This window comes from Endozoicomonas elysicola (assembly GCF_000710775.1).
Taxonomy (GTDB): Bacteria; Pseudomonadota; Gammaproteobacteria; order Pseudomonadales; family Endozoicomonadaceae; genus Endozoicomonas; species Endozoicomonas elysicola.
Genome location: NZ_JOJP01000001.1, coordinates 2,020,537 through 2,045,336, shown reverse-complemented (window position 1 = coordinate 2,045,336; position 24,800 = coordinate 2,020,537). Strand labels below are relative to the sequence as shown.

At 45.5% G+C, this 24,800-nt stretch carries 18 protein-coding genes and 4 tRNA genes; 7 read left to right on the top strand and 15 right to left on the bottom strand.

Annotated elements, in window-relative coordinates; all coding sequences use genetic code 11:
• Positions 1–82: 82 nt before the first annotated feature.
• Complete coding sequence (locus tag GV64_RS08700; RefSeq protein WP_020580475.1) at positions 83–1,123, bottom strand: threonine aldolase family protein; 1,041 nt, start codon at positions 1,121–1,123, stop codon at positions 83–85.
• A 186-nt stretch (positions 1,124–1,309) separates the two neighbouring features.
• Here GV64_RS08700 and GV64_RS08695 point away from each other — a divergent pair, with 186 nt between their 5' ends.
• On the top strand, positions 1,310–2,821 hold the full coding sequence (locus GV64_RS08695) for a PhoPQ-activated protein PqaA family protein (protein ID WP_026257963.1): 1,512 nt from the start codon (positions 1,310–1,312) through the stop codon (positions 2,819–2,821).
• A 515-nt stretch (positions 2,822–3,336) separates the two neighbouring features.
• Positions 3,337–3,681, top strand: coding sequence for an STAS domain-containing protein (locus GV64_RS08690; RefSeq protein WP_020580478.1), 345 nt, complete (start codon positions 3,337–3,339; stop codon positions 3,679–3,681).
• A gap of 129 nt (positions 3,682–3,810) precedes the next feature.
• Here the strand turns inward: GV64_RS08690 and GV64_RS08685 are convergent, their stop codons facing one another.
• Together GV64_RS08685 and upp are read right to left on the bottom strand one after the other, a co-directional pair.
• Positions 3,811–5,100 (bottom strand): uracil-xanthine permease family protein, encoded by a 1,290-nt coding sequence (locus GV64_RS08685; RefSeq protein WP_020580479.1) that lies wholly within the window; start codon positions 5,098–5,100, stop codon positions 3,811–3,813.
• A gap of 23 nt (positions 5,101–5,123) precedes the next feature.
• Positions 5,124–5,750 (bottom strand): uracil phosphoribosyltransferase, encoded by a 627-nt coding sequence (gene upp / locus GV64_RS08680; protein ID WP_020580480.1) that lies wholly within the window; start codon positions 5,748–5,750, stop codon positions 5,124–5,126.
• Between the two features lie 493 nt (positions 5,751–6,243).
• On the opposite strand from upp, the gene GV64_RS08675 reads away from it, so the two are divergent.
• On the top strand, positions 6,244–6,801 hold the full coding sequence (locus tag GV64_RS08675) for a hypoxanthine-guanine phosphoribosyltransferase (protein WP_020580481.1): 558 nt from the start codon (positions 6,244–6,246) through the stop codon (positions 6,799–6,801).
• Positions 6,802–6,904: 103 nt separating this feature from the next.
• Here the strand turns inward: GV64_RS08675 and GV64_RS08670 are convergent, their stop codons facing one another.
• The 3 genes from GV64_RS08670 to GV64_RS08660 form a co-directional block, all read right to left on the bottom strand.
• Positions 6,905–9,001: a hypothetical protein gene (locus tag GV64_RS08670; protein ID WP_020580482.1), complete on the bottom strand. Its 2,097-nt coding sequence runs from the start codon at positions 8,999–9,001 to the stop codon at positions 6,905–6,907.
• 231 nt (positions 9,002–9,232) lie between these two features.
• Positions 9,233–10,954: a hypothetical protein gene (locus tag GV64_RS08665; RefSeq protein ID WP_160171779.1), complete on the bottom strand. Its 1,722-nt coding sequence runs from the start codon at positions 10,952–10,954 to the stop codon at positions 9,233–9,235.
• Positions 10,955–11,385: 431 nt separating this feature from the next.
• Positions 11,386–12,699, bottom strand: coding sequence for an amino acid permease (locus GV64_RS08660; RefSeq protein ID WP_020580484.1), 1,314 nt, complete (start codon positions 12,697–12,699; stop codon positions 11,386–11,388).
• Between the two features lie 311 nt (positions 12,700–13,010).
• Between GV64_RS08660 and GV64_RS08655 the strand changes: the two genes are divergently transcribed.
• On the top strand, positions 13,011–13,301 hold the full coding sequence (locus GV64_RS08655; protein WP_020580485.1) for a PA4642 family protein: 291 nt from the start codon (positions 13,011–13,013) through the stop codon (positions 13,299–13,301).
• A gap of 127 nt (positions 13,302–13,428) precedes the next feature.
• Here GV64_RS08655 and brnQ read toward each other — a convergent pair whose 3' ends face one another.
• The 3 genes from brnQ to GV64_RS08640 all read right to left on the bottom strand — a co-directional run bounded on the left by brnQ (position 13,429) and on the right by GV64_RS08640 (position 17,391).
• Positions 13,429–14,760, bottom strand: coding sequence for a branched-chain amino acid transport system II carrier protein (brnQ, locus tag GV64_RS08650; protein WP_020580486.1), 1,332 nt, complete (start codon positions 14,758–14,760; stop codon positions 13,429–13,431).
• A 294-nt stretch (positions 14,761–15,054) separates the two neighbouring features.
• Positions 15,055–16,521, bottom strand: coding sequence for a cardiolipin synthase (gene cls / locus GV64_RS08645; protein ID WP_020580487.1), 1,467 nt, complete (start codon positions 16,519–16,521; stop codon positions 15,055–15,057).
• Positions 16,522–16,614: 93 nt separating this feature from the next.
• A complete protein-coding gene (locus GV64_RS08640; RefSeq protein WP_020580488.1) occupies positions 16,615–17,391 on the bottom strand; it encodes a TSUP family transporter in 777 nt (258 codons plus the stop codon).
• A 146-nt stretch (positions 17,392–17,537) separates the two neighbouring features.
• Between GV64_RS08640 and GV64_RS08635 the strand changes: the two genes are divergently transcribed.
• Both GV64_RS08635 and GV64_RS08630 read left to right on the top strand, forming a co-directional pair.
• On the top strand, positions 17,538–19,034 hold the full coding sequence (locus GV64_RS08635; RefSeq protein ID WP_033402518.1) for a carotenoid oxygenase family protein: 1,497 nt from the start codon (positions 17,538–17,540) through the stop codon (positions 19,032–19,034).
• 450 nt (positions 19,035–19,484) lie between these two features.
• Complete coding sequence (locus GV64_RS08630; RefSeq protein WP_020580491.1) at positions 19,485–19,961, top strand: Lrp/AsnC family transcriptional regulator; 477 nt, start codon at positions 19,485–19,487, stop codon at positions 19,959–19,961.
• A 39-nt stretch (positions 19,962–20,000) separates the two neighbouring features.
• Here GV64_RS08630 and GV64_RS08625 read toward each other — a convergent pair whose 3' ends face one another.
• Both GV64_RS08625 and GV64_RS08620 read right to left on the bottom strand, forming a co-directional pair.
• Positions 20,001–21,578, bottom strand: a complete 1,578-nt coding sequence (locus GV64_RS08625) for a hypothetical protein (protein WP_020580492.1) — start codon at positions 21,576–21,578, stop codon at positions 20,001–20,003.
• Between the two features lie 164 nt (positions 21,579–21,742).
• Positions 21,743–22,495: a hypothetical protein gene (locus tag GV64_RS08620; RefSeq protein WP_152553973.1), complete on the bottom strand. Its 753-nt coding sequence runs from the start codon at positions 22,493–22,495 to the stop codon at positions 21,743–21,745.
• Between the two features lie 356 nt (positions 22,496–22,851).
• On the opposite strand from GV64_RS08620, the gene GV64_RS08615 reads away from it, so the two are divergent.
• A complete protein-coding gene (locus tag GV64_RS08615) occupies positions 22,852–24,069 on the top strand; it encodes a dipeptidase (RefSeq protein ID WP_020580494.1) in 1,218 nt (405 codons plus the stop codon).
• Positions 24,070–24,103: 34 nt separating this feature from the next.
• Here the strand turns inward: GV64_RS08615 and GV64_RS08610 are convergent.
• The 4 genes from GV64_RS08610 to GV64_RS08595 form a co-directional block, all read right to left on the bottom strand.
• Positions 24,104–24,178 (bottom strand) — tRNA-Gln (locus tag GV64_RS08610).
• A gap of 36 nt (positions 24,179–24,214) precedes the next feature.
• Positions 24,215–24,291 (bottom strand) — tRNA-Met (locus GV64_RS08605).
• A gap of 80 nt (positions 24,292–24,371) precedes the next feature.
• Positions 24,372–24,446: transfer RNA gene (locus tag GV64_RS08600), tRNA-Gln, on the bottom strand.
• A gap of 105 nt (positions 24,447–24,551) precedes the next feature.
• A tRNA-Met gene (locus GV64_RS08595) sits at positions 24,552–24,628 on the bottom strand.
• Positions 24,629–24,800: the final 172 nt, after the last annotated feature.

Sequence of the window (24,800 nt, the reverse complement as noted above, 5' to 3'; positions counted from 1 at the left end):
ATAGCAGCGGTTTGTACGCATCACTGCACCTGCCGGAGCATGCTATGTACGTTCACTGTCATGACGATACATAGCACAGGGATCAAACTTTTCGCCATTGCTCATTCAGAGCTATCACTTCACGAACAAAAAAACTCACATCTTCTTCAGTGGTATCAAATGAGGTGACCATTCGATAGACATCAGGCTGAGGTCCATTTTGATAAAAGTCTTTAACCGCTTGTAACTGGACAGCAAAGTCTGTGGGTATTGAGAAAAAGGCCTGATTAGTCTGTACCGGACAAACCAGTTCAATATCCGGACACTCGCTCAAACCTTCGACCAGCAGGTTCATCATGCGATTGGCCTGACTTGCGTTTTTCTTCCATAACTCATCGGTAAAAAGCGCCTTGAACTGGGCACTGATAAAACGCATTTTTGAATGAAGCTGAAGGCCCTGTTTTCTTAAATGCAGAAAACCATCTGCAGCTTCAGTATTGAAAAAGACCAGCGCTTCACCAAACATCAACCCGTTTTTAGTTCCACCCAGCGAAAGAATATCAATGTGCTCACACATTTCCGTCAGGGAGCAATCAAGAGCCACCACAGCATTGTAAATACGGCAGCCATCCACATGCAATAACATGCCCAGCTCTGTGCAGGTTGCTTTTATGTCTGCAAGTTCATTCAGTGAGTAAACCGTTCCCCACTCGGTAGACTGGGAAATGCTCACCAACCTTGGACGGGTTGCGTGCATCCCCCACCAGCTTTCATCCTGGCTGGCTTTGCGAATTTGCTCTGGCGTTATTTTTCCATGGGTAGACGTAACCGTAATCATCCGGCTACCGGTAGCATTCACCGGAGCACCCACTTCGTTAGTCACAATGTGGGCGCTATCGGGGCAGATGATGCTATCAATACTACGCAGGACTGCCTTGCAAGCCAGCGTATTAGCCGCCGTTCCGTTATAAACAAAGAAAACTTCTGCAGGCTTTCCCACAGCCTTTTTGATCATATCAACGGCTTCATGGGTCATGGCATCGTTGCCATAGGCTCCAGTATGACCAATATTTGCGGCAACCAAAGCATTCATCACTTCCGGACAGACGCCCGAAGCATTATCACTGGTAAAAAATCGAGCCATGGCGCTTATGACCTGCCTACTATCTATAATTGATATGAGAAACAGTCAATATTACTTAAACTCGGATCATGAGCAAATAGCCAGAGACCGGATATATGTGTCCAGCTGCCTCGATCAAAATAAGCTATCTTATAAAATTAAATTATTAACATTCCGCTTGATCGAGTTAGCAAGCAATATAATGCGATGAAAAAAATAATACGCTGGTTGTTCATATGCACCCAGATGATCTCCATTGTGGATGTATCAGCCGAAAACAATCTCAGGGAACCTCCCTTACAGTGTAATAATGAGTGGCTAACCAATCATATGGAGCACGTTCTTCCCTGCTACCTTATAAAAGAAGAGCCAGATTCCGGATGGACTATAACCCAGACCTCTTCAAAAAAAGTCACGCATAAAGACTTATCCACAGAGGTGGACATCATCTATGCTGACCTGGTCTCCCTTCGTTGGCAGCAGGGAGAGAAAGCTTCCGTTGATTTCCCTTTATGGCAACATCGATTAACCATCTTTAAGCCTCATCAATTGAAGCACAATACAGCACTGTTATACATCAATGGTGGAATTATTCACACATCCGGCGAGTTACAGCAAATCAACACAGAACCTGAGCTGGATTTTGCCCGAATAGCCGCTCGAACAAAATCCATTGTTATTGACCTGAAAGATATACCAAACCAGTTTCTACAGTTCAAAGATACACCTCCATTAAAAGAAGATAATCTGATCGTTTTTACCTGGAAGCAGTTTTTGAATAACCCGCAGGAAAATTTCAACTGGCCTCTGCGACTTCCTATGGTGAAAGCCGCAATTTACGGTATGAACGCCAGCGAAGAAATTCTGCAGCGGCAAAAAATAGCCATCAAAGATTTCGTCATTGCTGGTGCATCAAAGCGAGGCTGGACAGCCTCTCTAACTGCCACTCAGGATAGTCGAATCGTGGCTTTAATCCCTCAGGTTGCCGATTTTATGAACTTGAAAGAGATGATTGATCATATTTTCAATGTTTATCCACAAGGTAACCCTGCTATATCACCTTACCTTCCTCTCAAAGCCCTGTTCGAAAGACCTGAAATGGATCAATTAATTTCTATCGTTGATCCTTATCAGTACAAACGTTTTCTCAAAATTCCCAAGTTCTTTGTCACTGCGTCCGGAGATCACTTCATTCCACCCGATACCAACAAAGTGTTTTTTGACAAATTACCAGGAGATAAATGGATGAGAGTTCTGCCGAATCAGGGACATTATATCAACTATGATAGCGCACATTTAATCACTGATTTGACCGAATCTTTCTACGGTGCTTTTCTTCAAGGTCGATCATTGCCCCGAGTTACATGGGAGCAGGAAGGAAAGTCTCTCTACATAAATACGTCAAGGCGACCAAAAGAGGCTTGGCTCTGGCAGGCCACTAATTCATCAGGAAGGGACTTTCGCAGAGTAACATCAAATAAAGACCTTTCTGCTTATACTCGTACCAAGGTGAAATTTAAATGTCATGACAGAACCTGCAACAGTAACCTCAAACTGCCACAAGATAAAAAAGGCTGGACTGCGAGCTTTATTGAAATGCATTTTAACAATGCCCCATTTGCAGATCTGGTATTTACTACCCGGGTATTTGTCCAACCGGATGACTACCCTGATAAAACGGCAAGCGGAAATAAGAAAGCATTGAACCCAGAGGAATAATATTTGGGCTACCATGGTAATGTTTTGCAGACAAACCAATAAACACCGACTTTAGTCGTAGTTTAAGCTGAGTCTGAAAGCTCAGCCTCGTGATCGCGCCTTCTGGTATCGTATCGATGGGTTAAGCTGCGGTACTGGGCAGCCAGTACTGACTCTGATGCAATCCCTGCCTCATAGCATCCCATAAAACTCACCACTGTCATCATTATTTGAGCGCCTGTTCGAATTCTTCCTAACATAATGACATCCTTTTCATTACATTAAATACGATTTAGAGAATCTTATGGGAACGGCTCTTTATTTCCAATAACAATGCTGACAGGAATGATAACAAAGAGGCAATTAAAAACCCTATATTTCAATAGATTAGAAATACCTAATAGTAAAAGCCACCTGCCAGAAATGAACTACAGCCCTGACAGGTTGTCAGACCTGATAACCAGACTGTTATGCAAAACCAGTCCCCACTCCCTTAATATTCCTCCAACTTAAGGGACGAAGCCGGGAGAAGAAGTATGGAATTAACCATTAATCTCGAAAGCTATCAAAACTACACGTTACTGATGCTGGATGGTGATATTAATACCAGTACCATTCAAATACTGGAGAATGCTTTAGGGAATGCAACAAGAATCAATAACAACCACATTGTTCTTGATTGTACCTTATTAAAAAGTATTAACAGTGATGGGTTGAACCTGCTTCTCCATTGCCAGGTTCAGCTGGCAGGACATTTCTACCTTTCACTCTACAACGTATCTAGTGATGTTGCTTCACTGATGGAGCTAAGCGGCATTACTCACTTTATACAAATGAATACTCAGGCTCAAAATGCAGAACAGCAACAACAGCCTGCATAGCCAGCCCAGAACAGGATAAAAAGCCGATATTGATTTTCAATACCGGCTTTTTTATTGGAAAACGCCTGAGAAGTTACGTAACTACTAAGGACAGTCTTTCAGACGACCTCTTAGCGTTAAACCGAATCTTTACACCGGTTCTTCTTTACCCACTTCAGAAGACTGATAACGATCTTCACCTGAACGATGAGGCAACAGCAGGTTCAAAATAACCGCAGTTAAAGCACATAAGCTGACACCTTTCAGAGAGAACTCACCCAGTGAGATCCCCATATTACCGATGCCAAATACCAGAACAAGTGAGACGATCACCAGGTTACGTGGCTGACTGAGATCAACCCTTGCCTTGATCAGGGTATTAAGTCCCACAACAGCAATGGAACCAAACAGCAGCATCATGATGCCCCCCATTACCGGAACCGGAATTGTAGACAGGAAACCACCGATCTTACCAATAAACGCGACACCAATAGCAATCACTGCCGCCCAGGTCATAATGACCGGATTGTAGGCTTTGGTCAGCATTACCGCACCAGTCACTTCGGAATACGTAGTATTTGGTGGACCACCCAGCATACCGGCTGCTGTCGTTGCCAGACCATCACCCAACAGTGTATTTTTCAGCCCTGGCTTTTCCAGATATTTCTTTCCGGTCACCGAACTGATCGCCAGCATGTCACCAATATGCTCAATCGCCGGAGCAATCGCCACTGGAATCATATAAAGCACTGCATTCCAGTTAAGCTCCGGAGTAGTGAAATTAGGAATAGCAAACCACGGACGATCAATCAGTGGCTGAAAATCCACAACGCCCATAATGACAGCAGCAATATAGCCCGTTCCAATGCCACATATGATGGGAATCAATTTCAGTATACCACCCGCCATGGTGGCTACCAGCAATGTAGCCAGCAGAGAAATAGCCGCCAGAAACAGAGCCTGATCCGCAGAAATCAATCCTTCAATAGGCGACGTTGCCATGCCAACAGCAACGGGAGCAAGGCCCAGACCAATCACCATAATTACAGGTCCAACCACCACGGGAGGAAACAGGCGATACAGAATGCCAGATCCACGCAGTCTTACCAGTATACTGAGCCCCGCATAAAGCAGGCCCGCCGCCATAATCCCCCCCATCGTGGCGGCAAGCCCCCAGGATTGAATACTGAAGGTAATAGGCGCAATAAAGGCAAAAGAGGATGCCAGGAAAACAGGCACCTGCCGACGGGTAACCAACTGGAAAATCAGTGTACCAATACCAGCGGTAAAGAACGCCACATTGGCGTCCAGTCCAGTCAACAGCGGTACCAGAACCAATGCACCAAAGGCAACAAACAGCATCTGCCCTCCCATCAGTGCCTGCCGCCAGAGCGACATCTCTGAATTGAGAGTTTCCCCCAACTCTGCTGAATGATTCATTTCTGGATATCCCTATACGTTATTTATTTTGTACCAAAAATCTTGTCACCGGCATCACCCAGACCCGGAATAATATAACCATTTTCGTTCAGCCCCTGGTCAACAGACGCCGTGAAAATTTTCACATCCGGATGAGCGGACTGAATTTTATCAATGCCTTCTGGTGCAGCCACCAGAACCAGGCAGCGAATTTCCTTACAGCCTGCCTTTTTGAGCATATCAATGGTGGCCAGCATGGAGCCACCGGTTGCCAGCATAGGATCCAGAATCAAAGCAATACGCTCATCAATATTGCTGACCAGCTTTTCAAAGTAAGGCACGGGTTCCAGCGTTTCTTCATCTCGATAGAGACCCACCACGCTGACCTTGGCATTAGGAATCATATCCAGAACGCCATTCATCATACCGATGCCAGCACGCAAAATGGGCACGATGGTAATTTTCTTACCCTTGATCTGTTGAACCGTGACCCGGCCGTTCCAACCGTCAATATCAGTATCCTCCAGCTCAAGGTCTTTAGTTGCCTCATAGGTCAACAGGCTTCCAACCTCACTGGCCAGGGTTCTGAACCCCTTGGTACTGATATCGTGGGAACGCATCAGTCCCAGCTTGTGTTGTACCAGCGGATGCTTGATTTCCTGTACGCTCATGCATGACCTCAACTATGATGGAGAATTGATCAAAGAAAGTGAATGGCTGAGATAAAAACGTTTCTGAGGAAGAACTCATAGAGAAAACAATCATTCAAAAGCTTTCAACTATCGCTTTTGCTGAAGATGGTATAATGCAACCTACTACTGAGTCCGTTGCTATACCTGTAGACTCACCTTCATTTTCACGAAAAGATGAACCCCATAAATCAGTGGCGCAGCCTAAACCTTCATATTGTCCCACAGGATGTCTGACCTGCCCATAGGTTTTTACAACCATCATGACCGTGTAGTTTTCACTTGCCCATTGGGGATAAGAACGGTATTTTTTCCTGCTTTGTTATTCGTGAAAACTGTTTTTCGTTCTCCAGGAGAGCACGAAATGGTTTTTTGACCAGAAATGGAATGCCGAACTCCAGAATGTCCGACCTCCAAAATAAGTCGACTCATTAGAGTGAACGGTAGCCAATCATACGATCAGGGTTTGCAAAACATGTCTGTTGATCTCGACCATATCCGGCAAGTGATGGAAGAAGCCGACTGTCTCTATAACGAGCAGCAGATTGAAGACGCCATCGCTACCATGGGACACAGCATCACCGAGAAGCTGGCTGACAGCAACCCTCTGGTGTTCTGCGTTATGAACGGTGGACTGGTCATTACCGGTAAGCTGCTCACTCATATGCAGTTCCCTCTGGAAGCCTCATACGTGCATGCAACCCGTTACCGGGATCAGTTGACCGGCGGTCGCCTGGAATGGAAAGTTCGCCCAAGCCAGAGCATTAAGGGCCGAACCGTTCTGATTATCGACGACATTCTGGATGAAGGCCATACCCTTGATGCCATTATTGACTTCTGTAAAGAAGAAGGCGCTGCCAGCGTTCTGACTGCTGTTCTGGTGGATAAAAAGCATGACCGAAAAGCCCGTCCAGGTCTGAAAGCTGACTTTACCGGTCTGGAAATCGAAGACCGCTATATCTTTGGTTATGGTCTGGATTACCAAGGCTATTGGCGGAATGCCAATGGCATTTATGCCCTGAAAGGCCACTGACAAATCTGCAAAGCCTTCCAAATAAAAAAGCCTCCAATTAATTGGAGGCTTTTTTATTTTAGGGGGCAGTTTCCCGCCCCCCATTCATAGCCAAACTATAGGATTACTTTTTTCCACCTTTCTGTGCCTTGGCAACATTTTCCTTAGTCTTAGCTACTTTTTGAGCCTGCGCCCGCTCTGCATCAGATCTCAGATCAATCAGGTCTGGCTGCTCAGATTTGGAAGACTTCTTTCTAGGATCCAGTTTCTTGAATGCACTCGCGACTTTCTGCTTCCGACTCTTTTTGGGCTTCTCTGAACGAGCTGCTTCAGCCCGAGCCTGCTCCTGTGGAGTAAGCGGTCTGGCCGCCCACTCTGCAAGCTCTTCCATATCCTTACTTTCTGGAGAAGAAACTGGACTATTCCCCCATTCTTCGAGCGCTTGCATAGCTTTTGCATCCTCCTGCGCCTCCTTTTGCAACCTTTCAGTTTTCAAGGCATCAGTCCTTGCTTTGGCTTTAGCAACTACGCTTTCCGCCGCCTTATTGTCTGCAGCCAGCCCTTCAATTGTTTCGTCAACAGTTGGTCCGTACTCGCGCTTAAGTTGCTCCAACTCCTCGACGGGGTAAAGGTGCTCCTGCTTTGGCTTACCTCGCTGAGCAACCTTACCAGCTATCTGCACAAGCTCCTCCTGACCTTTATTAATACGATCAACTGCTTCTTGACCATCCATGTAAACAGCCTCTTCCCCTGGCTGTTCACTCTTCGGCTGGTTAGCTGCTTTCCGTGCTGCTGCTTTCTCTTTTGATCCAGAGCCACTGAACACTCCAGCTGCCGCCTTATGTTCAGTCTTAGCATCTGTCTCAAGCGCTTTGTTCATTTTCACAGCCATATCGTCATACTGCTTTTCAACCTTCTTGCGATCTTTACCTAAAGCAGTTAACTCCTTATCTTTCTCCGCATGCAGAGCTTTTTCGTCTTTTAAAGCCTGCTTGTATTTACCTTCAGCTTCTTTCAAGTTTGCATACAAGGTTGTAAGCTCTTGCTGGTTTTGCTCAATAGCACCAATCAGTGAATTTTTATCCTCTCTGGCTTTAGCAATGCCTTCCTTGCTCAAAAACATGGACTGCATATCATCATCCAAAGTAGATTCACCAGTTTCAGCGAACCGTATCCCCGCTTCCAGACGCTTCACGGAAGCCTGATCCTGGGCAACATCTGCTTCCCTGTCACCAATACGATCTTGAAAGCCAGTTATCTGTTGCCTCAGAGCATCAGCCTCACTGACTTTAGCTTGAATTTTGGCGTTCATTTGTGAAGTATAATTGACTTCAGCAACCTTCATGTCGTAAGTAGCTCTCGTCTTCTGTTGCTTATGCTCAACAGCCACTCTTTGCTGGTCGCCCTTCACTCTCTCTTTAATAAGCCCCTTGTGTGCTTTTTTGAGTTCCTTGGCTTGAGTGGTCAGGGATGCCTTCAACGTTTCACGCTCAGCCTCAAGCTTATAAACACGATCCTTGCTCTTGTCATATTGCTTGTAAGCATCACTGCTCTTGAATGTTTCAGCCAGTTGATTCGCAGCATCTTTGCGAACTCTCAATGACTTACTATCCAGACGTACGCACTGAGGATCACCATCTGCAGTAGCAGGCGGTAAAACGATGACTAAACCCTCACGTAAGTCGATACGTGCAGAGGTCAGATCCCCATCAGCTATAGCCAATATAGTTTTATACTTTTCCCTGAATTCATCATTTTCAATTTTGAAACGATCATGATCCATTTTTTTCTGATCAAGCAGTCTCAGGTCTGTATTAAACTGCTTGATACTTGTTGCAAGTGTTTCCTGTTCAAAAGGATTTTTAGTGGCTTTCAAAGCAGCTTCCGCTTGCTTGTTAGAGATTGGCCCCCAGTTCTGCTTCTTCGCCATTCTCTTGCCTTTGCCCATCAACAAATGCTCTAAGGCCTTAACCGGGCGACAATTTCTGAGCCACTTACGAAAATCTTTAAAGGCAACCTTTACAGGTCTGGTACTTTTAGGAAGTTCTGCAAACTTCTTTGTAGAAACCTGGATACCAACATATTTATCTGGGTCAATAGCCTGAACGGTAACCTTGCTTCCATTCAGATACCCTTCTTCCGGATTAACAATATCTGCATCTACAGCAAACGGTAGAGTTTGGCTCTGATCAATACGTCCTGTATTACCTGAAACATTCATATTTACGACTCCTTCCACTCCTTGGATTAAGATTACTTTTAATACTAGCCAGCAATTCTTTAGAACATTAAAAAGCTTGATCAAAAAAACAAAGAAAACCAAAAACAATTACAACCATATGATTTATTTGAAAATTTAAAATTGTCAAAAAACAGTCAAACCACTTTAAGTAAATAAAAAAGCCCCTATCAAGGGGCTTTTTTATTTACTTGAAATACATTCAGTTAATTTCTAGGGAGACCTGCTCTTTCTCTGATCGCTAATAAATTCAAGCACATGACTGAAATCCTCATAGCCATCGCGTGTTCCCCACTCCTTTAGAGCATCTTCAACGATATCAAGACTCTTAAAGTCACCATTATCAATTAGTTCATTAATATCAGCTTTCCATTGATTTTCCAGATTGCCAGAATAAAAGCTCTGGCGAAAGTTTTGAACAATACTCTCTCCACGAGTTTCCTCCACTAAGGAAACATCCGGTGCTGAAGGAGAGACACCATCGGTTCTTGCCCCTTGGGCACTTTGGACGGCACTTTTCTGACCTTGAATAAATTCAAGAGCTTCAGTGTAATCACCCGAATTTTCAGGATCTGCGGTCCACATTAGAAGTGTATTTTCAACCAACCGAAGCTCTTTTGTCTGCCCATTTTGTATTAAGGCTGAAATATCAGATTTCCATTCCTGATCCTGTTTAAAAGCATTATCACTGAACTTCTGTAAAATTGTATCTCCGCGAAATTGAAAGACCGGACGCATTCCCATCGATTGTCTGGCGTCCGTAGACTCTTTTAATTTACCCCTGGCCAGATCTTTAAGGGCTTGTTTATTCTGCTTTTTAGCTTTCTTAGCGTCTGCCTTACTCGCTTTATAATCCTCTTTTATCTGATCAAGGCCTTGGTTTCTCTTACCTTTCAGTTTTCCAAGATCTCCCCAAGCTTGCCTCCCAACCTTCATATTTCTCCCAAAAACATCCTTCATTATACCCTGAAATTCATTAGCACCTTTGAGTTTTTCTCTTTGATCAAAGAGTTCATCGTTAATACTTTTCTGCTGTTCCTTAAGACTTGCCTCTTGTGCCTTCAGACCTTTTCTTTCCTGCTTAAGCTGAGCTTTTTTAGCGATTAAAGGATCCTTTGTTGCGCTCATTTTCTCTTTTGCAGCGGTTGATTCATTAAAAACCGCATCTTTTTGCGCATCAGGCATAAGTTTCTTGGCCGCTTTGGCCATTAAATTACCAAGCCGGCTCTCTGAGCCTTTGATCTGTTTATTCAGATCCTTGATCTCTTGCTTCTTTGAATCCTTTAGATCTCTTACCTTAACCTTCGCATCGTGCTTCTTATCGTATTCTGCACGAAGATTCTGCTTGGTTTCCTGATAGCCCTGTTTCCTTACATCCCTCTGGGATTCATAACCTTGTTTGACCTGTTCTCTAGCTGCATCTCGCGTTGCTTTGAGCTCTGCTTTCTGTTCTTTATATAGCTGACTTTCAGCTTTACTGAGCGCAGACTTGGTTTGTTTCTGGGACTGATATAACTCTTCTTTCTTCTCAGCTATCAGCTCTTTAGTGACTTTGAGATTATGCTTATTCTGATTATGTTCACTGAAACGAGCCTTAACGCCAGGATCACTTTTCAGCATGCTGTGGAGATCTTGCACCTGTTCTTTTCTGGTCGATTTATCTGGCGAAGTAATTGTTATACGTTCACTACCCAGGCCAGCCTTAGGAATAACAAATGATTTTCCTCTCTGAAAATCTGATGAGCCTGGATGTTTTTTATCCATAAATTTTGTAGCAGCGCCAAATTCTTCTTTGAAAGAGGACACCTTAGTCTCAAGCAGAGCCACTTTTGCTTCTAAACTCTTCAGTTCAGTCACCAGGGCATTATGAGATGTAGCCGCAGTCTTTGCATCAGAACTCACTTTCTGATCTTTAACTTGATCAAGCCTTCCCAACTGAGAATCACTGGCCGACACCCAGGTCTTTCCGAGCTGATGAACCTTTTGAATAACTCTGTTAGCCAATGCTTTTACCGGAGAATGCTTAAAGCCATGCTTCTCACTTCCTTCGGTTCTGATTAAGCCTTCAGTGTTTTTTACTTCAACAGGCGAGATTGATCTACCCGTTGACGATTTACCCACCTGCTCAGCAGACTGAGTATTTCCTGCATCCACGGGTGGTTGAAATTGCACATTTGAACCACCACTAACACCCATTCCATCGGACATTGTATCCCCCAAAAAATCCTTTTGCCGGGTTATCCTTCAATTTTAGCTTTCAGACTGGGGGGTTAAGACAATAAAAGCAGGCAGGAAACAATAACTGGTTAACTTATGAAAACAATCCATTGTTTTAGTTAAAAAAATCATCAAACGTCAAAAAAAAGTCAAATCAATTTACCCACCAGAAAACCGGTGATAGCCATCAATCCAACCAGGAAAATAAAGGCATCTAAAAGAGGGCTTCTAAATGGTTTCAGTAACTTAACACGATAAAAAGCATAAACTGGCATCAGATAGAGAATAGTCGCCAGCACCGGTACAACCAGCATCTCCACCATATCAATGACATCCCAGTTTGCATAACCCGCCACCCAGCATGTCAGAAGAATAAAGAGAATACTTCCTCTATGCACAGCTCCATGAGGTAATGGACGATGGATATTATGACGGACCCACTGCTGAGTTATAAAACCTTGAAGCCCTTCCAGGGCGCCAAGATACACCCCGAAGAATGAACTGGCGATGGCCAGAAATGCAATGATGGGAGCAATGATGGAGAAGATCATATTGTCCGATCGATAAGCAAGCACAGAAAGTACAGGCACATTTTCTTCCCGAGCCTGCAATAGCTCCTGTGGTGTAAGGCTCAGCACACAGGAGAATACAAACAGCAGGATCACTACCAGTAACAACACGGTATTCCGCTTTAAAACCTGGCTCGTTTTGTTGTGACAAGCTCTGCTGTCCACAAAATAGCGCTGATAAGCATGAGCAAACGAGGAGCATGCGGGCGAGTGATTAAAAGAAAATATCAGCAAAGGAGTTGCAATAAAAAGCACTAATAATGAATCTTTAATATCGACCGGTTGATCAAAAACAGCACCATTCCACTGGGGAATCAAATACAGAGACACTGCCACAAGGGTAAAAACCAGTGGATAAACCATTATTTTCACCGATCGAAGCATCCACCCCTCACCAGCATGCATTGCCAGAACCAGAAGGCTCACCAACCCTAAGCTCAGTAACCACCTGTCCGGCGGTATCATGTGCAATTGGTGCTCCATGTAGCTGATAGCGACATTGGTGATACCAATCGCGTACAAAAGCAATATGGGATAAACAGAAAGAAAGTAAGCCAGGGTCAATAATCGGCCTGCTCGTTCACCAAAATGCTCTCTAACCGTACTGGTAATATTGCCTTCCGGATTCGTAGAAGAGAGACAGAAACGAACAAGGTTGCGATGAGCCAACCAGACCATTGGCCCTGCCAAAACGGCCATAATCACCAGTGGCCAGATGCCACCTGAACCAGCAGTAATCGGCAAATATAGAACACCAGCCCCAATCGCCGTACCAAACAAATTCAGCATCCAGCCAGTATCTCTGGAAGTCCATCGCATTTCAGCAGCCTGATCTGGTTTCTTACTCTGCATAGACTTCAGATTTTCAAGACTGTCTACTGAGCCATCCGACATATATCACCCAAATTGCTGGTAAATCGGTGCTATCCAGGCAGTAATTTCAAAAATTCCTTTTTAACAGCAACTATTATAGTCATGGTGACTGAATTGATATGTTTTTAACTGCCCCCCTTTTTTTCCCCTTTACGCTCATCACCGGATAGTTAGAAACATCACTTATGCTTTTTTTGCTTATTTTAATCTCAAAATATCCTATTAAGGTTATATATCTTTATCGTCTACTCAGTACAATGGAGAACCTTGCAGCCTCTTGACAGGCCATACGCCGCACATTACTCATAAAAAACTGAGCAGTGAAATAAGCCATGAAGAAAGATAAACAGAAAGTCATTGGAGAAGAATTAACCGATGAGCGCTTGAAAGCGTTACTGGCCTTGCAACCAACAGCTGGCTGCAGTCGAGATCATCACATTCTGTTAAGAGCCTATCGCTTCCTGAGAGCGGATGATTTTGCCCGCTTTGTACCATTCTTTCTGGAAGCAGGTTTTAGCCTGAATGCAAAAGGCAGTGATGGAAAAACACTGGCTGAAATCATCGTTCACCATCAACATGGAGAACCATACCTCAAAGTGCTTACTGACATCAGCGTCCATTAACAACCAAAAAACTACCTGAATTAATACTCAGGTAGCCTGATACTTTTATGCTGCTTTTTCGGGTTCTGTAGCCACTTTCACAGCTCTGAGTGAACAGCACTTTTCACTCATAGCTATGTAGAGGATGTTACCCCTGAACAGGCTTTGCTACGTCTGAAGAACGTACAGATGTCAGCATACCCAGAACACCACCCAGAACGCCCGGTAACAACCATACCAGACCTTCCTTCTGCAATGGCAGGTAAGCAAGTAAATCATAAGCAGGCCCAACAAAAGACAGGCCGGCTGCGTGCAAGCCTTCCACGATGCTGATCAGCCCCACCGGAATCAGGACACAGGTCATTACCCGTTTCGGGTTTCCCATCCATGATTTCAGCAATGTCACCATAATCAGGGCAATGGCTACAGGATAGATAATCAACAATGCTGGAATGGTCACTTTCAACAGGGTATTCAATCCAACATTAGCAATCAAAGCACTGGCCAGAGCACAGAGAATAACCCAGCTGCGATAGTTCAAAGCAGGAAAGACTCGGGAGAAATATTCACCGCAGGCACTGAGCAGGCCAATAGCTGTCGTCAAACAGGCCAGAATAACCGTGATCGCCAGTACCACCTTACCCCAGGAGCCAAATACAGCATTAACAAACAGGCTGATGATCTCTGCACCATTCTGCGGAGCCGCTACCAGCTGATGACTGGTGGAACCGATGTAACCCAGCACCAGGTACACCAGTGACAACCCTACAGAAGCAATCAGACCGGCAATGAATGTATAGCGCGCAACCTGTCGCGTGTCGGTAACGCCTTTATTCTGAATGGCATTAATAATAACGACACCAAACACCAGAGCACCCAGTGTATCCATGGTCTGGTAGCCTTCACGGAAACCATTAAAGAAGCCCTGGCTGATCATGGATTCAGTGGCAGCACCCGCTTCTCCCTGGGGAAAAAGGAAAGCACCGACGGCAATAACAACAAGAACAACCACCAGCAGTGGTGTGATCAGTTTGCCTACCGTCTCGATCAACCTGCCAGGGAACAACGCCAGGTAGAGCGCTATGGCAAAGAAAGCGACAGAGAACAGAGCCAGTGAAAGTGTGCTGGGGCCACTCATAAAGGGCAGCAAACCAAGTTCATAAGAGACCACTGCAGTTCTTGGTGAGGCGAACAGAGGTCCGATAGCCAGGAAAAGTACAACAGCAAACGTTAAGGCAACCTTCGGAGGAAATATTGCCGTCAGCTTTTCCAGACCGCCACCAGCACGGGCACAGGCAATCACACCCAGCAATGGTAGACCAACACCAGTCAGAAGGAATCCCAGCATTGCAACAATCAGCTCAGTTCCAGCCATGTGCCCCAGAAATGGGGGAAAGATAATATTTCCAGCTCCCAGAAAGAGAGCGAAAGTCATCAGGCCCGTAGCGATGATGTCTGTGGTTTTTAACGTCTGCGGCAAAACCAGTCCCCTGTACCCATTCTTCCCGGAAAGCCACGGCTTAACCATACGACAACAGTTAAGCCAATAATCAGGAAGAATATTTTTTAGAAGTGAGCTTAAAGAGGCTGAATATCGGGCCTCCTGAGGGTAACCTTTATTTCACAGATAAGACTTTAGCCGTATCAGTGCTTTCACCTAAAAATAATAAAAAGACAGGATTTATTGAGATTTAAACGATAATAAAGAAACATTTTCTGCAGGAAGCGCATAACGTCAATAGTAATCACTATCAACCCTATGCCCAGGATCGAATCACAACAGCGGGCTTAACAGTTGCATGGTATTTTCCAGTAACTTCCTCCGAAAGGGCCTTTGAGTCCAACGGTTGATATCCACTGCTTCAGCCTGCTTCATATACGACTGCAGCACATGAAAAATCTGCTGACCAAACCCATCGTCATAGACAATCAGCGTTACCTCATAGTTCAGCCAGACACTTCGCATATCCAGGTTCACAGTACCAAATAGCGCCGTCTCACGATCCACCAGAACACACTTGGTGTGCAACAGCCCCCCATTAAACTGCTGAATATTGACCCCCGCCTGCAGTAATTCCAGATAGTAGGAACGGCTGGCATGGTGAACCATTCTTGAGTCATTTTTTGCGGGTACCAGTAACTGTACATCAACACCACGCATCGCCGCTGACTTCAATGCCGTCAGCAATGACTCATCCGGAACAAAATAAGGTGTACTGATCAGCAGTTCTTCACGGCTTTCATAAATGGCCGCCAATAGAACCTGTTGCAACATTTCCCGGTCTACGTCCGGACCGGATGGCAGAACATGAACACACGCACCCTCTCGCCCACGGTGCTTTGCGGAAGGATATTCATACTGACGATTGAATGATGGATGACCCTGCCCGGTTTCCAGCGCTTTATCCCACTGGACTATGGCACCAAGCACATGAGCAGCAACCCCATCAATTCTAACCATGGCATCCACCCACTGACCTACCTTGGCATCCTGTTTGAATAGAGATGGATCAACCAGGTTAAAACTTCCGGTCCAGGCCACCTGATCATCCACAACCAGAATCTTCCGATGATTGCGAATATCTATGCGTTCCACCAGCATTCGGAATGGGCCACCCGACATCGAAGCCGTCACACTGATCCCTTCCAGACGAAAACGGCGTGCCCAGATACCACTCAAGAAGCCCCGACTACCAACATTATCCAATACAACCAGACAATCCACTCCTCGTCTGGCAGCCCGGATGACGGCGTCCGCCACCTCCTTGGCACGTCCGACTGGCTCCCAGATATAGAACTCAATAATCACACTGTGGCGTGCACTTTCTATATCACGCAGAAGGTGGTCGATAATGTTTTCAAAGCCTGAAAAAAGCTGCAAATGATTACCCGGTAAAAGGGGAACACTCATGCTCTTTTCCGCCAGTGAGAAAATACCATTGTGAGAAGTGACCGGACAGCGAGATGGTTCGCTATCTGAAATAATCCGGGACAGGTGTTGATACCACTGAGCATAGTCTGGATAAAGTGCACGCATGCGTTTAAGACGCCGGGTGCCAAGACGAGGTGAACCAAACAAAAGGTAAAGAACAAACCCGGCTACCGGCAGAGCAAACAACAACACCAGCCAGGCCAGGGAAACACCCACAGGCCTTCGAGTCATGATAACCACAATCGCAAACGCAACAATGGCACCCAAATAGGCAGCACCAAACAGCCAGCTATACCAGGTTGTTTCCATGCACTTAGGTTCCGAACATTCCTGCCAGGATAACTGGGAGCAGGTAACCTCAGCAGGCAAAAAAAGAGACAATGGTTTCAGACAAGATGCCTTTCAATACAACAAATGTCCATAATTCCCCCAAAGAAGTTTGGCGGTCATTGCCAGAGAAACGCAGACGATCATGGGACGAATCAATGTCTGGCCTCGACTCAACACCACTGTGGAACCAAGCCGGGCACCAATAATCTGCCCTAGCATCATGACCAGGCCAACCGTCCAGACCACATGTCCGCCAATAATAAAAAATAACAGAGAGGCAATGTTACTGATGCAGTTCAACAGCTTGGTATGAGCCGTGGCGCTGGTGATGGAATAACCCAGTAAACTCACAAAGGCAATGGTAAAAAACGAGCCTGTACCGGGACCAAAAAATCCGTCATAAAAACCAATCACCACTGCAGCTGTGAATGAAAACACCGACAGAGAGATCACCTGTCGTGATTGGTCACTGTTCAGCCGAGGAGAAAATAGAAAGTAAAGGACAATGCCGATCAGCAAGAATGGAATTGCCTGCTCCAGAACCCCCGCATCGATTTTCTGTACCAGTAGCGTCCCCAGCATACTGCCAATAAAGGTCATGACTATTGCCAGACGCATTTTCCTGAGGTTCACTGCTCCCTTGGAAATAAAGTAAAAACTCGCGGAAAGCGTACCTCCGGTTCCCTGGAGTTTATTGGTCGCCAACGCCTGAACAGGCGAAAGCCCTGCAGCCAGAAGAGCCGGCATAGCAATCAGCCCGCCACCCCCGGCAATAGAATCAACAAAACCGGCCGCCGTGGCCACGGCAAAAAGAAGAATGACAAGTTCCAGTGTGATGGTCGCGTCCAAGGTCAATCCTTGCAAATATAAGGGTGATGATTCGTGGAGGCGTAATAATAGAACGTCCAGAAAAAAATATTCAGGCAAAATTGACTCAACACTCAGTGGAATCTACTTATCTGTAATACGCACACCTCCTGACCCACCGGATAGAAATGGCAATAACACGCAGGCACTGTATTCAATCTCTTGGACTGATGGCTCTGGCCTCAGCCACCTCTCCATGCCTTGCCACACAACTGGCCAATGAATATCCATGGCAGGCTCTGCTGGGAGTCAGCCTTGTTGGTGAGCACGATTACCAGGCAGAGATTGAAGGGGAAATCCCCACCTCTTTGGAAGGTACACTTTATAGAAATGGCCCTGGTTTGTTTGAACGTGCCGGTTATAGAAAGCAGCACATACTGGATGGTGACGGCATGATTCAGGCAATAGACCTGATGAATGGCAAGGCTCGCTACCGCAATCACTTTGTAAGAACCCCAAAATATCTCAGAGAGCAGGCTACCGGACGCTTTCTTTATCCAACATGGACAACGCTGGCACCAGAACTTTGGGAGAATTTTCCCGGTACTCCTCCCTTCTCCCAGGCCGGTGTAACAACCTATCTGATGGATGGCATTCTGACGGCCCATGACGAAGTGGGACAACCTTTCGCTCTAAACCCTGATTCACTGGAAGATATGGGGCAACATCGTATTTCACCAAAAGGAGGAGCAATATACCTGAAGGCTCATGCCAAACAATCCGGAACTACCGGAAACTGGACATTTATTAGCTGGAGCCATGGACTGGCTCCTTCCGTGGACATCATTGTGAGATCTCCCAACGGACGAGTGATCGACCATCGAAAAGTATCAATGCCGCGGGATTGCTATATCCATGATTTTTTTGCAACTGAGCATTTTACGATCATTGATCTCCATGCCATCGAGTTTAACCCACTCCCCATGCTGGCAGGGCTGTATAGCTTTACCGATTGCCTGAAATGGAGCCCTGCCCTTGGCAATCAGATCATTGTTATCCCCCGGGATTCCGGACAACCGGTAAAATTCTTCCCGGCACCGGCACGATTTATGTGGCACAGCTTCAATGCCTGGGAAAAAGGCAGTGAAATCATTGCTGATTTTATTGCCTATGACGCACCTGACCACTTTATCGGCAAGGACCCACAGATGAAGGCCATTATGCAGGGGAGATGTACCCGAACTTACCACTCAGGCATGGCCTACCGTTACATCATTAATTTGCAACGGGCAACACTCAGGGAAGAACTCATTACCGACGGAAATATTGAGTTTCCCATTATCCATCCAAAACTGGGTGGCTTGGCATGTCAGTTTGGCTACGCCACCTTTGGCGCTCCCGGCCAGTTTTTTCACAGTGGCATTACCCGGATTGATTTAAACACCGGTGCTCAGGATCAGTATGACTTCGGTGAAAAGGTTCATGTTGGCGAGGCGATATATGTACCGGAAGGAATGTCAGAAAACAGAGGTTTTCTACTCTCAATGGCCCTGAACGGCGACACAGGAAAAAGCTTTATTGCCATACTGAACGCCACACATGTCAGTGCAGGCCCACTGGCTCTTATCCATTTACGTCACCACACCCCCTTATCATTTCATGGCACATGGTCAGATAAAAGATAACCAAGGCAATCCGGATACACACCCTTCATGTATACCCAATGGATTTCACGTTGCTATGCAGCCAGGCCGAGCTGGCGCTCCAGTGAGCGAATGCAGCCAACAAAGTAGTAACTTGAAAAGCGACGTATATAGTAAAAACCGCTGATCATCTCCCCAGATAATCAGCGGTTCGTAATCTCTTTTGAGCTCATAACACCTAGCCTGTTAATACGCTCTCTGCTCTTACACCATCAAACCTTGTGGGTTTTCCTGATTAGCATTCCTGATTGGGAACACTTCTTTCATCATCAGCTTGTGACCGGGATGACTGAGCGTCACTTTTGGCAACGCTTTTGACTACGAGATAATTATAGAAAAACCGGCTTGGCAAAAGATTGCGAATTAATGGATAAAAGACCGAAAAAGCGCAATAATCTGCCAGAAATCAACTGACTAATAAAAGAAAATATCATGAAGCTCGATCGCTACGATATCCGTATACTTCAAGAGCTGCAGAAGAATGCCAGTATCAGTAATCAGGACCTGGCTGACTTGATTGGGCTGACCCCCTCTCCGTGCCTGCGAAGAGTTCGGCAGCTGGAGGAGTCAGGACTGATAAAAGACCACGTCACCCTATTGAACCCCGATAAACTAGGACTAAGTCTCACTGTCCTGATCCACATCAGCATGGACAGGCATACACCAGAACGTTTTGAGCACTTTGAAGAAACCATCGACAGTTATGATGAAGTGATTGAATGTCTGCTGATTACCGGACAATCAGCAGACTATATGGTCAAAGTGATGGTTCCTGACATGAATTACTATCAGGATTTTTTGCTTAATAAGGTGACACGAATTCAGGGGGTTACCGGTGTACATTCCAGTTTTGTTCTCCGGCAACCAATTCGAAAAACAGCTTTACCGCTGAATCATCTCAGGCCGTAAGGCCTGATAGAAAAACGGTCAGAAATAGACAAACCTCTATTAATTGTCATCAAACTGAATTGCATCTTGACCCGCCACAGCCTTATCGTCAGCACTCTCTGAACAAGCAACTATTTGACGGGTTAACGGACATCTGAACATGTGGTAGAACAAACCAGAATAGTCTCTAAGCTCTGATAGGCTAGACAGCGACCCAACAACATCACCCGCTTTAATATAATAGTTTCGAATATCACTTCCCTGTTTTACCTGATAGGCTAAAACCTCCCCAAATAAGCATTCTTTAAAAGGGTCCTGAGAAAACGGATCCATTTCATCAGTATGTTTAAGCTCACTCTCTGGAACAACTCTTAACCAACCATGCTTGATCACATCACCAAGAATTCTTTGAGCCTCCCCAGTCTTCACAGCATTTACATGCTTATGGTCATCATCAAAGACTTTAATTTTAGAAGGATTGTTCCAAAACATAGGCTTAGGCTTAATACCCAGGCTTTGAGCAATTGGGAGAGAAGAACTCGTGGCATGAGAACTGCTGCTCGAGGCTGGAGAACTACTCCTCGAGGCTGAGGAACTACTACTGGAAGATGGAACACGAACCAGACGACGCACCCTGGGGCGACGACTGGGAACAGGCAGGTCATCGCCCCCTACAGATCCGGCTCTTCCAGCCCTGAAATCTCGACCAAGTGTATCAAGAGAGCTATTCCCTGAAGCCCCCTGACGATGAGAACCAGAAGTTACTCCAGCCACAGGGCCATTGTTATTTAACAAAGACTTTAGCTCTCTTTGAACTTGTTGGACGATCCTTGCATCAAAATCAGATGAAATACGCCGATTTTTCATTCCATAACAAAACGGGAATTCAACACTGCAATCTTCATTCTTAATCAATAAAATGCAATAGCCTTCATCCTTTTTTTGCTTTAAATAATTAATAGCTTTGTCAACATCGTATCTCGTCGTATCACTCCTAACTGAAACTGGAGCTGCAAGAATTTTATCTGCATACGCTTGATACCACATACCAGAACAAGAGTTCATCAGGCCAGACAAAGCTTGGAGCATCACGGCGTGAGCACCTTGCCCCTGAACAGCACTTATATGAGGATTATGATGGGCACTGTCAATTGCAGAAGGTCCCATATTTCCCGCCGAATAGACAATTAAACATGGGCGACCGCCTGTCACATTACGTTTGATCTCGTCTAAAAGTATCCCACTGGTTTGCTGTGGAGTCTTATCTTTATAAGGAACATAAACAGTGGTAACCTCCCCTCTTGAAACGGCTGCCGAGGATGCTCCCGAAACAGATCCAGCCCCAGCAGAGCCTGAATGACCTCTTGCTGCCACACCAGTACCAGTAGCCCCTGAAGCTCCTGCATTTGGCCGCGATATAATCCTGCTGGCAATATGTACTGCTTTTTTTACCGCTTCACACCCCCCAGCATTCCGTCTGTCAACCTGACTTACAACAGAGACCCTACCCATTCTCCCAACAAGTACGGTATCCCCATTCAGCGTCTGCAACGTATTATGAGTTATGTACCAACCATCGTTGTTAATTTTATTCTCAATATATTGATGCGGATTAAATCCTGATGCTGCCGGGTTCATCGGTCAATACCTCCTGAAACAGTTATTTATAATTTTATAAATCCATAATTATGTGACTCAGTCAGTCTGGAAAAGTTCCTAAACTAGTACCAAGGAACAAAATACCCCCCCATTTTTTACAAAGACCCAGTAGACACACAAATAAATAGCAGGATTTCAATCAGTTAAAGATCAATACCTGCTACTTGAGACCGCGCATTATCACCCAGCTTTTCGATAATCTGATCACGTATCTGGTTAAAAACGTCATAATCCAGCTTTACCGTTTCACTATGGCTTTTTATCCAGGACTCACCTTCCTTAACACGAAGAAAGAGAATGGTAGAGCTGATATCCTTGAAACCAACTACTAAATAGCCCAGATTCATACTCACCAGGCCATGTTTATCACGGGTTACAAAGGATGATTGAAAATTCGCCCGGTTTGCACCAATGGCAGAGTGGTTAAACAGTGAAATAAAAGCCCCTTCCTTTTCCAGTTGTTTTAATGCGCCCACAGCTGCATTCACCATTGCCTGTTCAGAGGGATCTTTGAGCGCTGCTTTTAGAATATCAAAGATCACTTCACTGACACTCAGGTCAGTAGAGGCTGAAGAGAGTGAACTTTCATCAAAATCACTGATATCCCAACCCTGAATGCTCATGACATCGGTATACCGTCCATACCACTGGACCAGCTGGGTATTTTTATCATAGTCATGGCTGGCAGCCAGCTGAGCAAACAGCGTTGAATTGATAACATCTTCCGTCGCCTGCTGATCTACATGCTGAGAAACAGCGACAAAACTGCCACTGTCAACAAAAAGCCTTTTAGTGTAGTCAGGCCCCTGAACCAAAAAAAGCTCTTCAGTGCCATCCGATGACCTTTCTGCAAGCCTGATCTTTTGCAGAGCCTCAAACCTATCCGATAACGTCATACCTCCCTTTTGCTGAAAAGGAACAACATCATGATGATCTGCAAAAACGCTTGAGACCACAAGCGAACACAGAAAAGCGATAGAGCAGACTACTTTTTTTTGCGATAAGGCTGACAGCATCATACGACTCCAACCGAATGGATTGAGAATTACGCACAATCATCAGTGTATTTCGATATTTAAAAACCGCCTTTTAATATCTCCTATAAATCTAAAGCCCAGGCCCGCTATAGAGAAAAAATTAATCAGATAAACCGTTTTTCTATTGGCACTCTGCAGCGCCCCACTGATAAACTGACTCCGCATCCTGACATCACCTATAAAAATAACAATCTGTCGTATACAGGCTTCAGGCTATGAAGAAAGAACATCACAACCGTCGCATTAGCAGGGGCTGGCAGCTCACACTCTCGATCTCCTCCACGTTCATTATTGTTGCTATCGGATTCACTCTGATCTTTGCTCCTGCAGCCATTGAAAAGGGTACGAATATTGTCAGCGCTCACTCCCCTTACCCGATCTCACAGAAAGCCTCCAGCCTCCATCAGCAGCTGATCGTTGCAGACCTTCATGCCGACAGCCTGCTATGGAATCGAGACCTGAGCCAGAAAGCCAGTTATGGACATGTCGATCTTCCAAGACTTCAGCAAGGAAATGTTGCCGTACAAACATTTGCAGTTCCGACCAAATCACCAAGAGGCCAGAATTACAGCCGGAATGAAAGCGATGCGGCTGATGGCATAACCATGCTTAGCATGATCCAGGCCTGGCCACCAGCCACCTGGAATAGCCTTTATGAAAGAGCGCTCTACCAAGCCAGAAAGCTTCATAAGGTTGAACAGAGCAGCCCGGAAGATCTGAAAATCATTCGCAGCCAGGCTGATCTGGAAGCTGTCTTAGCATTACGCCAGCAGGGTAGCCAGAAAGTTGCAGGATTGCTTGCGCTGGAAGGAGCCCATGCCCTTGAGGGCAATCTTGATAACCTGAAAGGCCTTTATGATGCCGGTTACCGTATGATTGGCCTGCACCACTTCTTCGATAACCGCCTAGGGGGTTCTCTGCACGGTGTCAGCGGTTCTCGCCTGAGCCTGTTTGGTCGCCGCGCACTGGCTAGAATGGAAGAGTTGAATATGATCGTCGATCTGGCTCACTCCTCAGAGTCTGTGGTTGATGAAGTATTGAAACTGGCAAAGCATCCTGTCGTGATCTCTCACACTGGTATTCTTGGAACCTGTGATTCACCCCGCAATATTTCAGATGACTTGATCCAGCGTATTGCAGAGAAAGGTGGATTAATTGGCATCGGCTTTTGGGATGCTATTTGCGACACATCTCCAGAAGGCATTGTTAATACCCTGCGTTATGCGATTGATCTGGCGGGAGAGGATCATATTGCCCTGGGCTCAGACTTTGATGGAGGGACAAAGGTCAGTCTGGATGCTTCTGAACTGGCTATTTTGACAGAGTTGATGATCAGGAAAGGCTTCTCTGAAACAGAGATTAGAAAAGTAATGGGAGAGAACGTTCAGAAGTTTCTGATGAAACATCTTCCGGAAGAAAAAATAAAGACATGAAAAAACCTCCCTGATTTCTCAGGAAGGTTTTATATGGCTGGGGTGGAGGGATTCGAACCCCCGCATGTCAGGATCAAAACCTGATGCCTTACCGCTTGGCGACACCCCAATTTCACTCTTTATGCGATACTAATAACCGGATTAGTGGTAGCTAGGGGCAGATTCGAACTGCCGACCCCAGCATTATGAGTGCTGTGCTCTAACCAACTGAGCTACCTAGCCACAAAACCGGATCGCTATTGTCGTGATTCAAATCCTTCATGTCAAGAAACATGCCAGCCTTTGTCACAACAAAGAGATGATGGCTGGGGTGGAGGGATTCGAACCCCCGCATGTCAGGATCAAAACCTGATGCCTTACCGCTTGGCGACACCCCAGCAAAACAAGCGAACAATAAACACTTCGCTCTTACAATGTCTTCGATGCTACTATACGAAAACTCGATTTAGCAACCATCACATAACTTATCAATAAGTAAGTGATGGTAGCTAGGGGCGGATTCGAACCGCCGACCCCAGCATTATGAGTGCTGTGCTCTAACCAACTGAGCTACCTAGCCGCCGAAAGATGGTGCGCACTTTAGTGATTTCACCCGAGACTGTCAAGCAAAAAGCATATAAGCCCGACAGATTTAATTCTCAATAAACGACAAAATACCAACAGCTATTTTTCAATACCCAAAAGAAAAAAGGCACGTATTTTAACGTGCCTTTTTTTACCGCATAACTGGC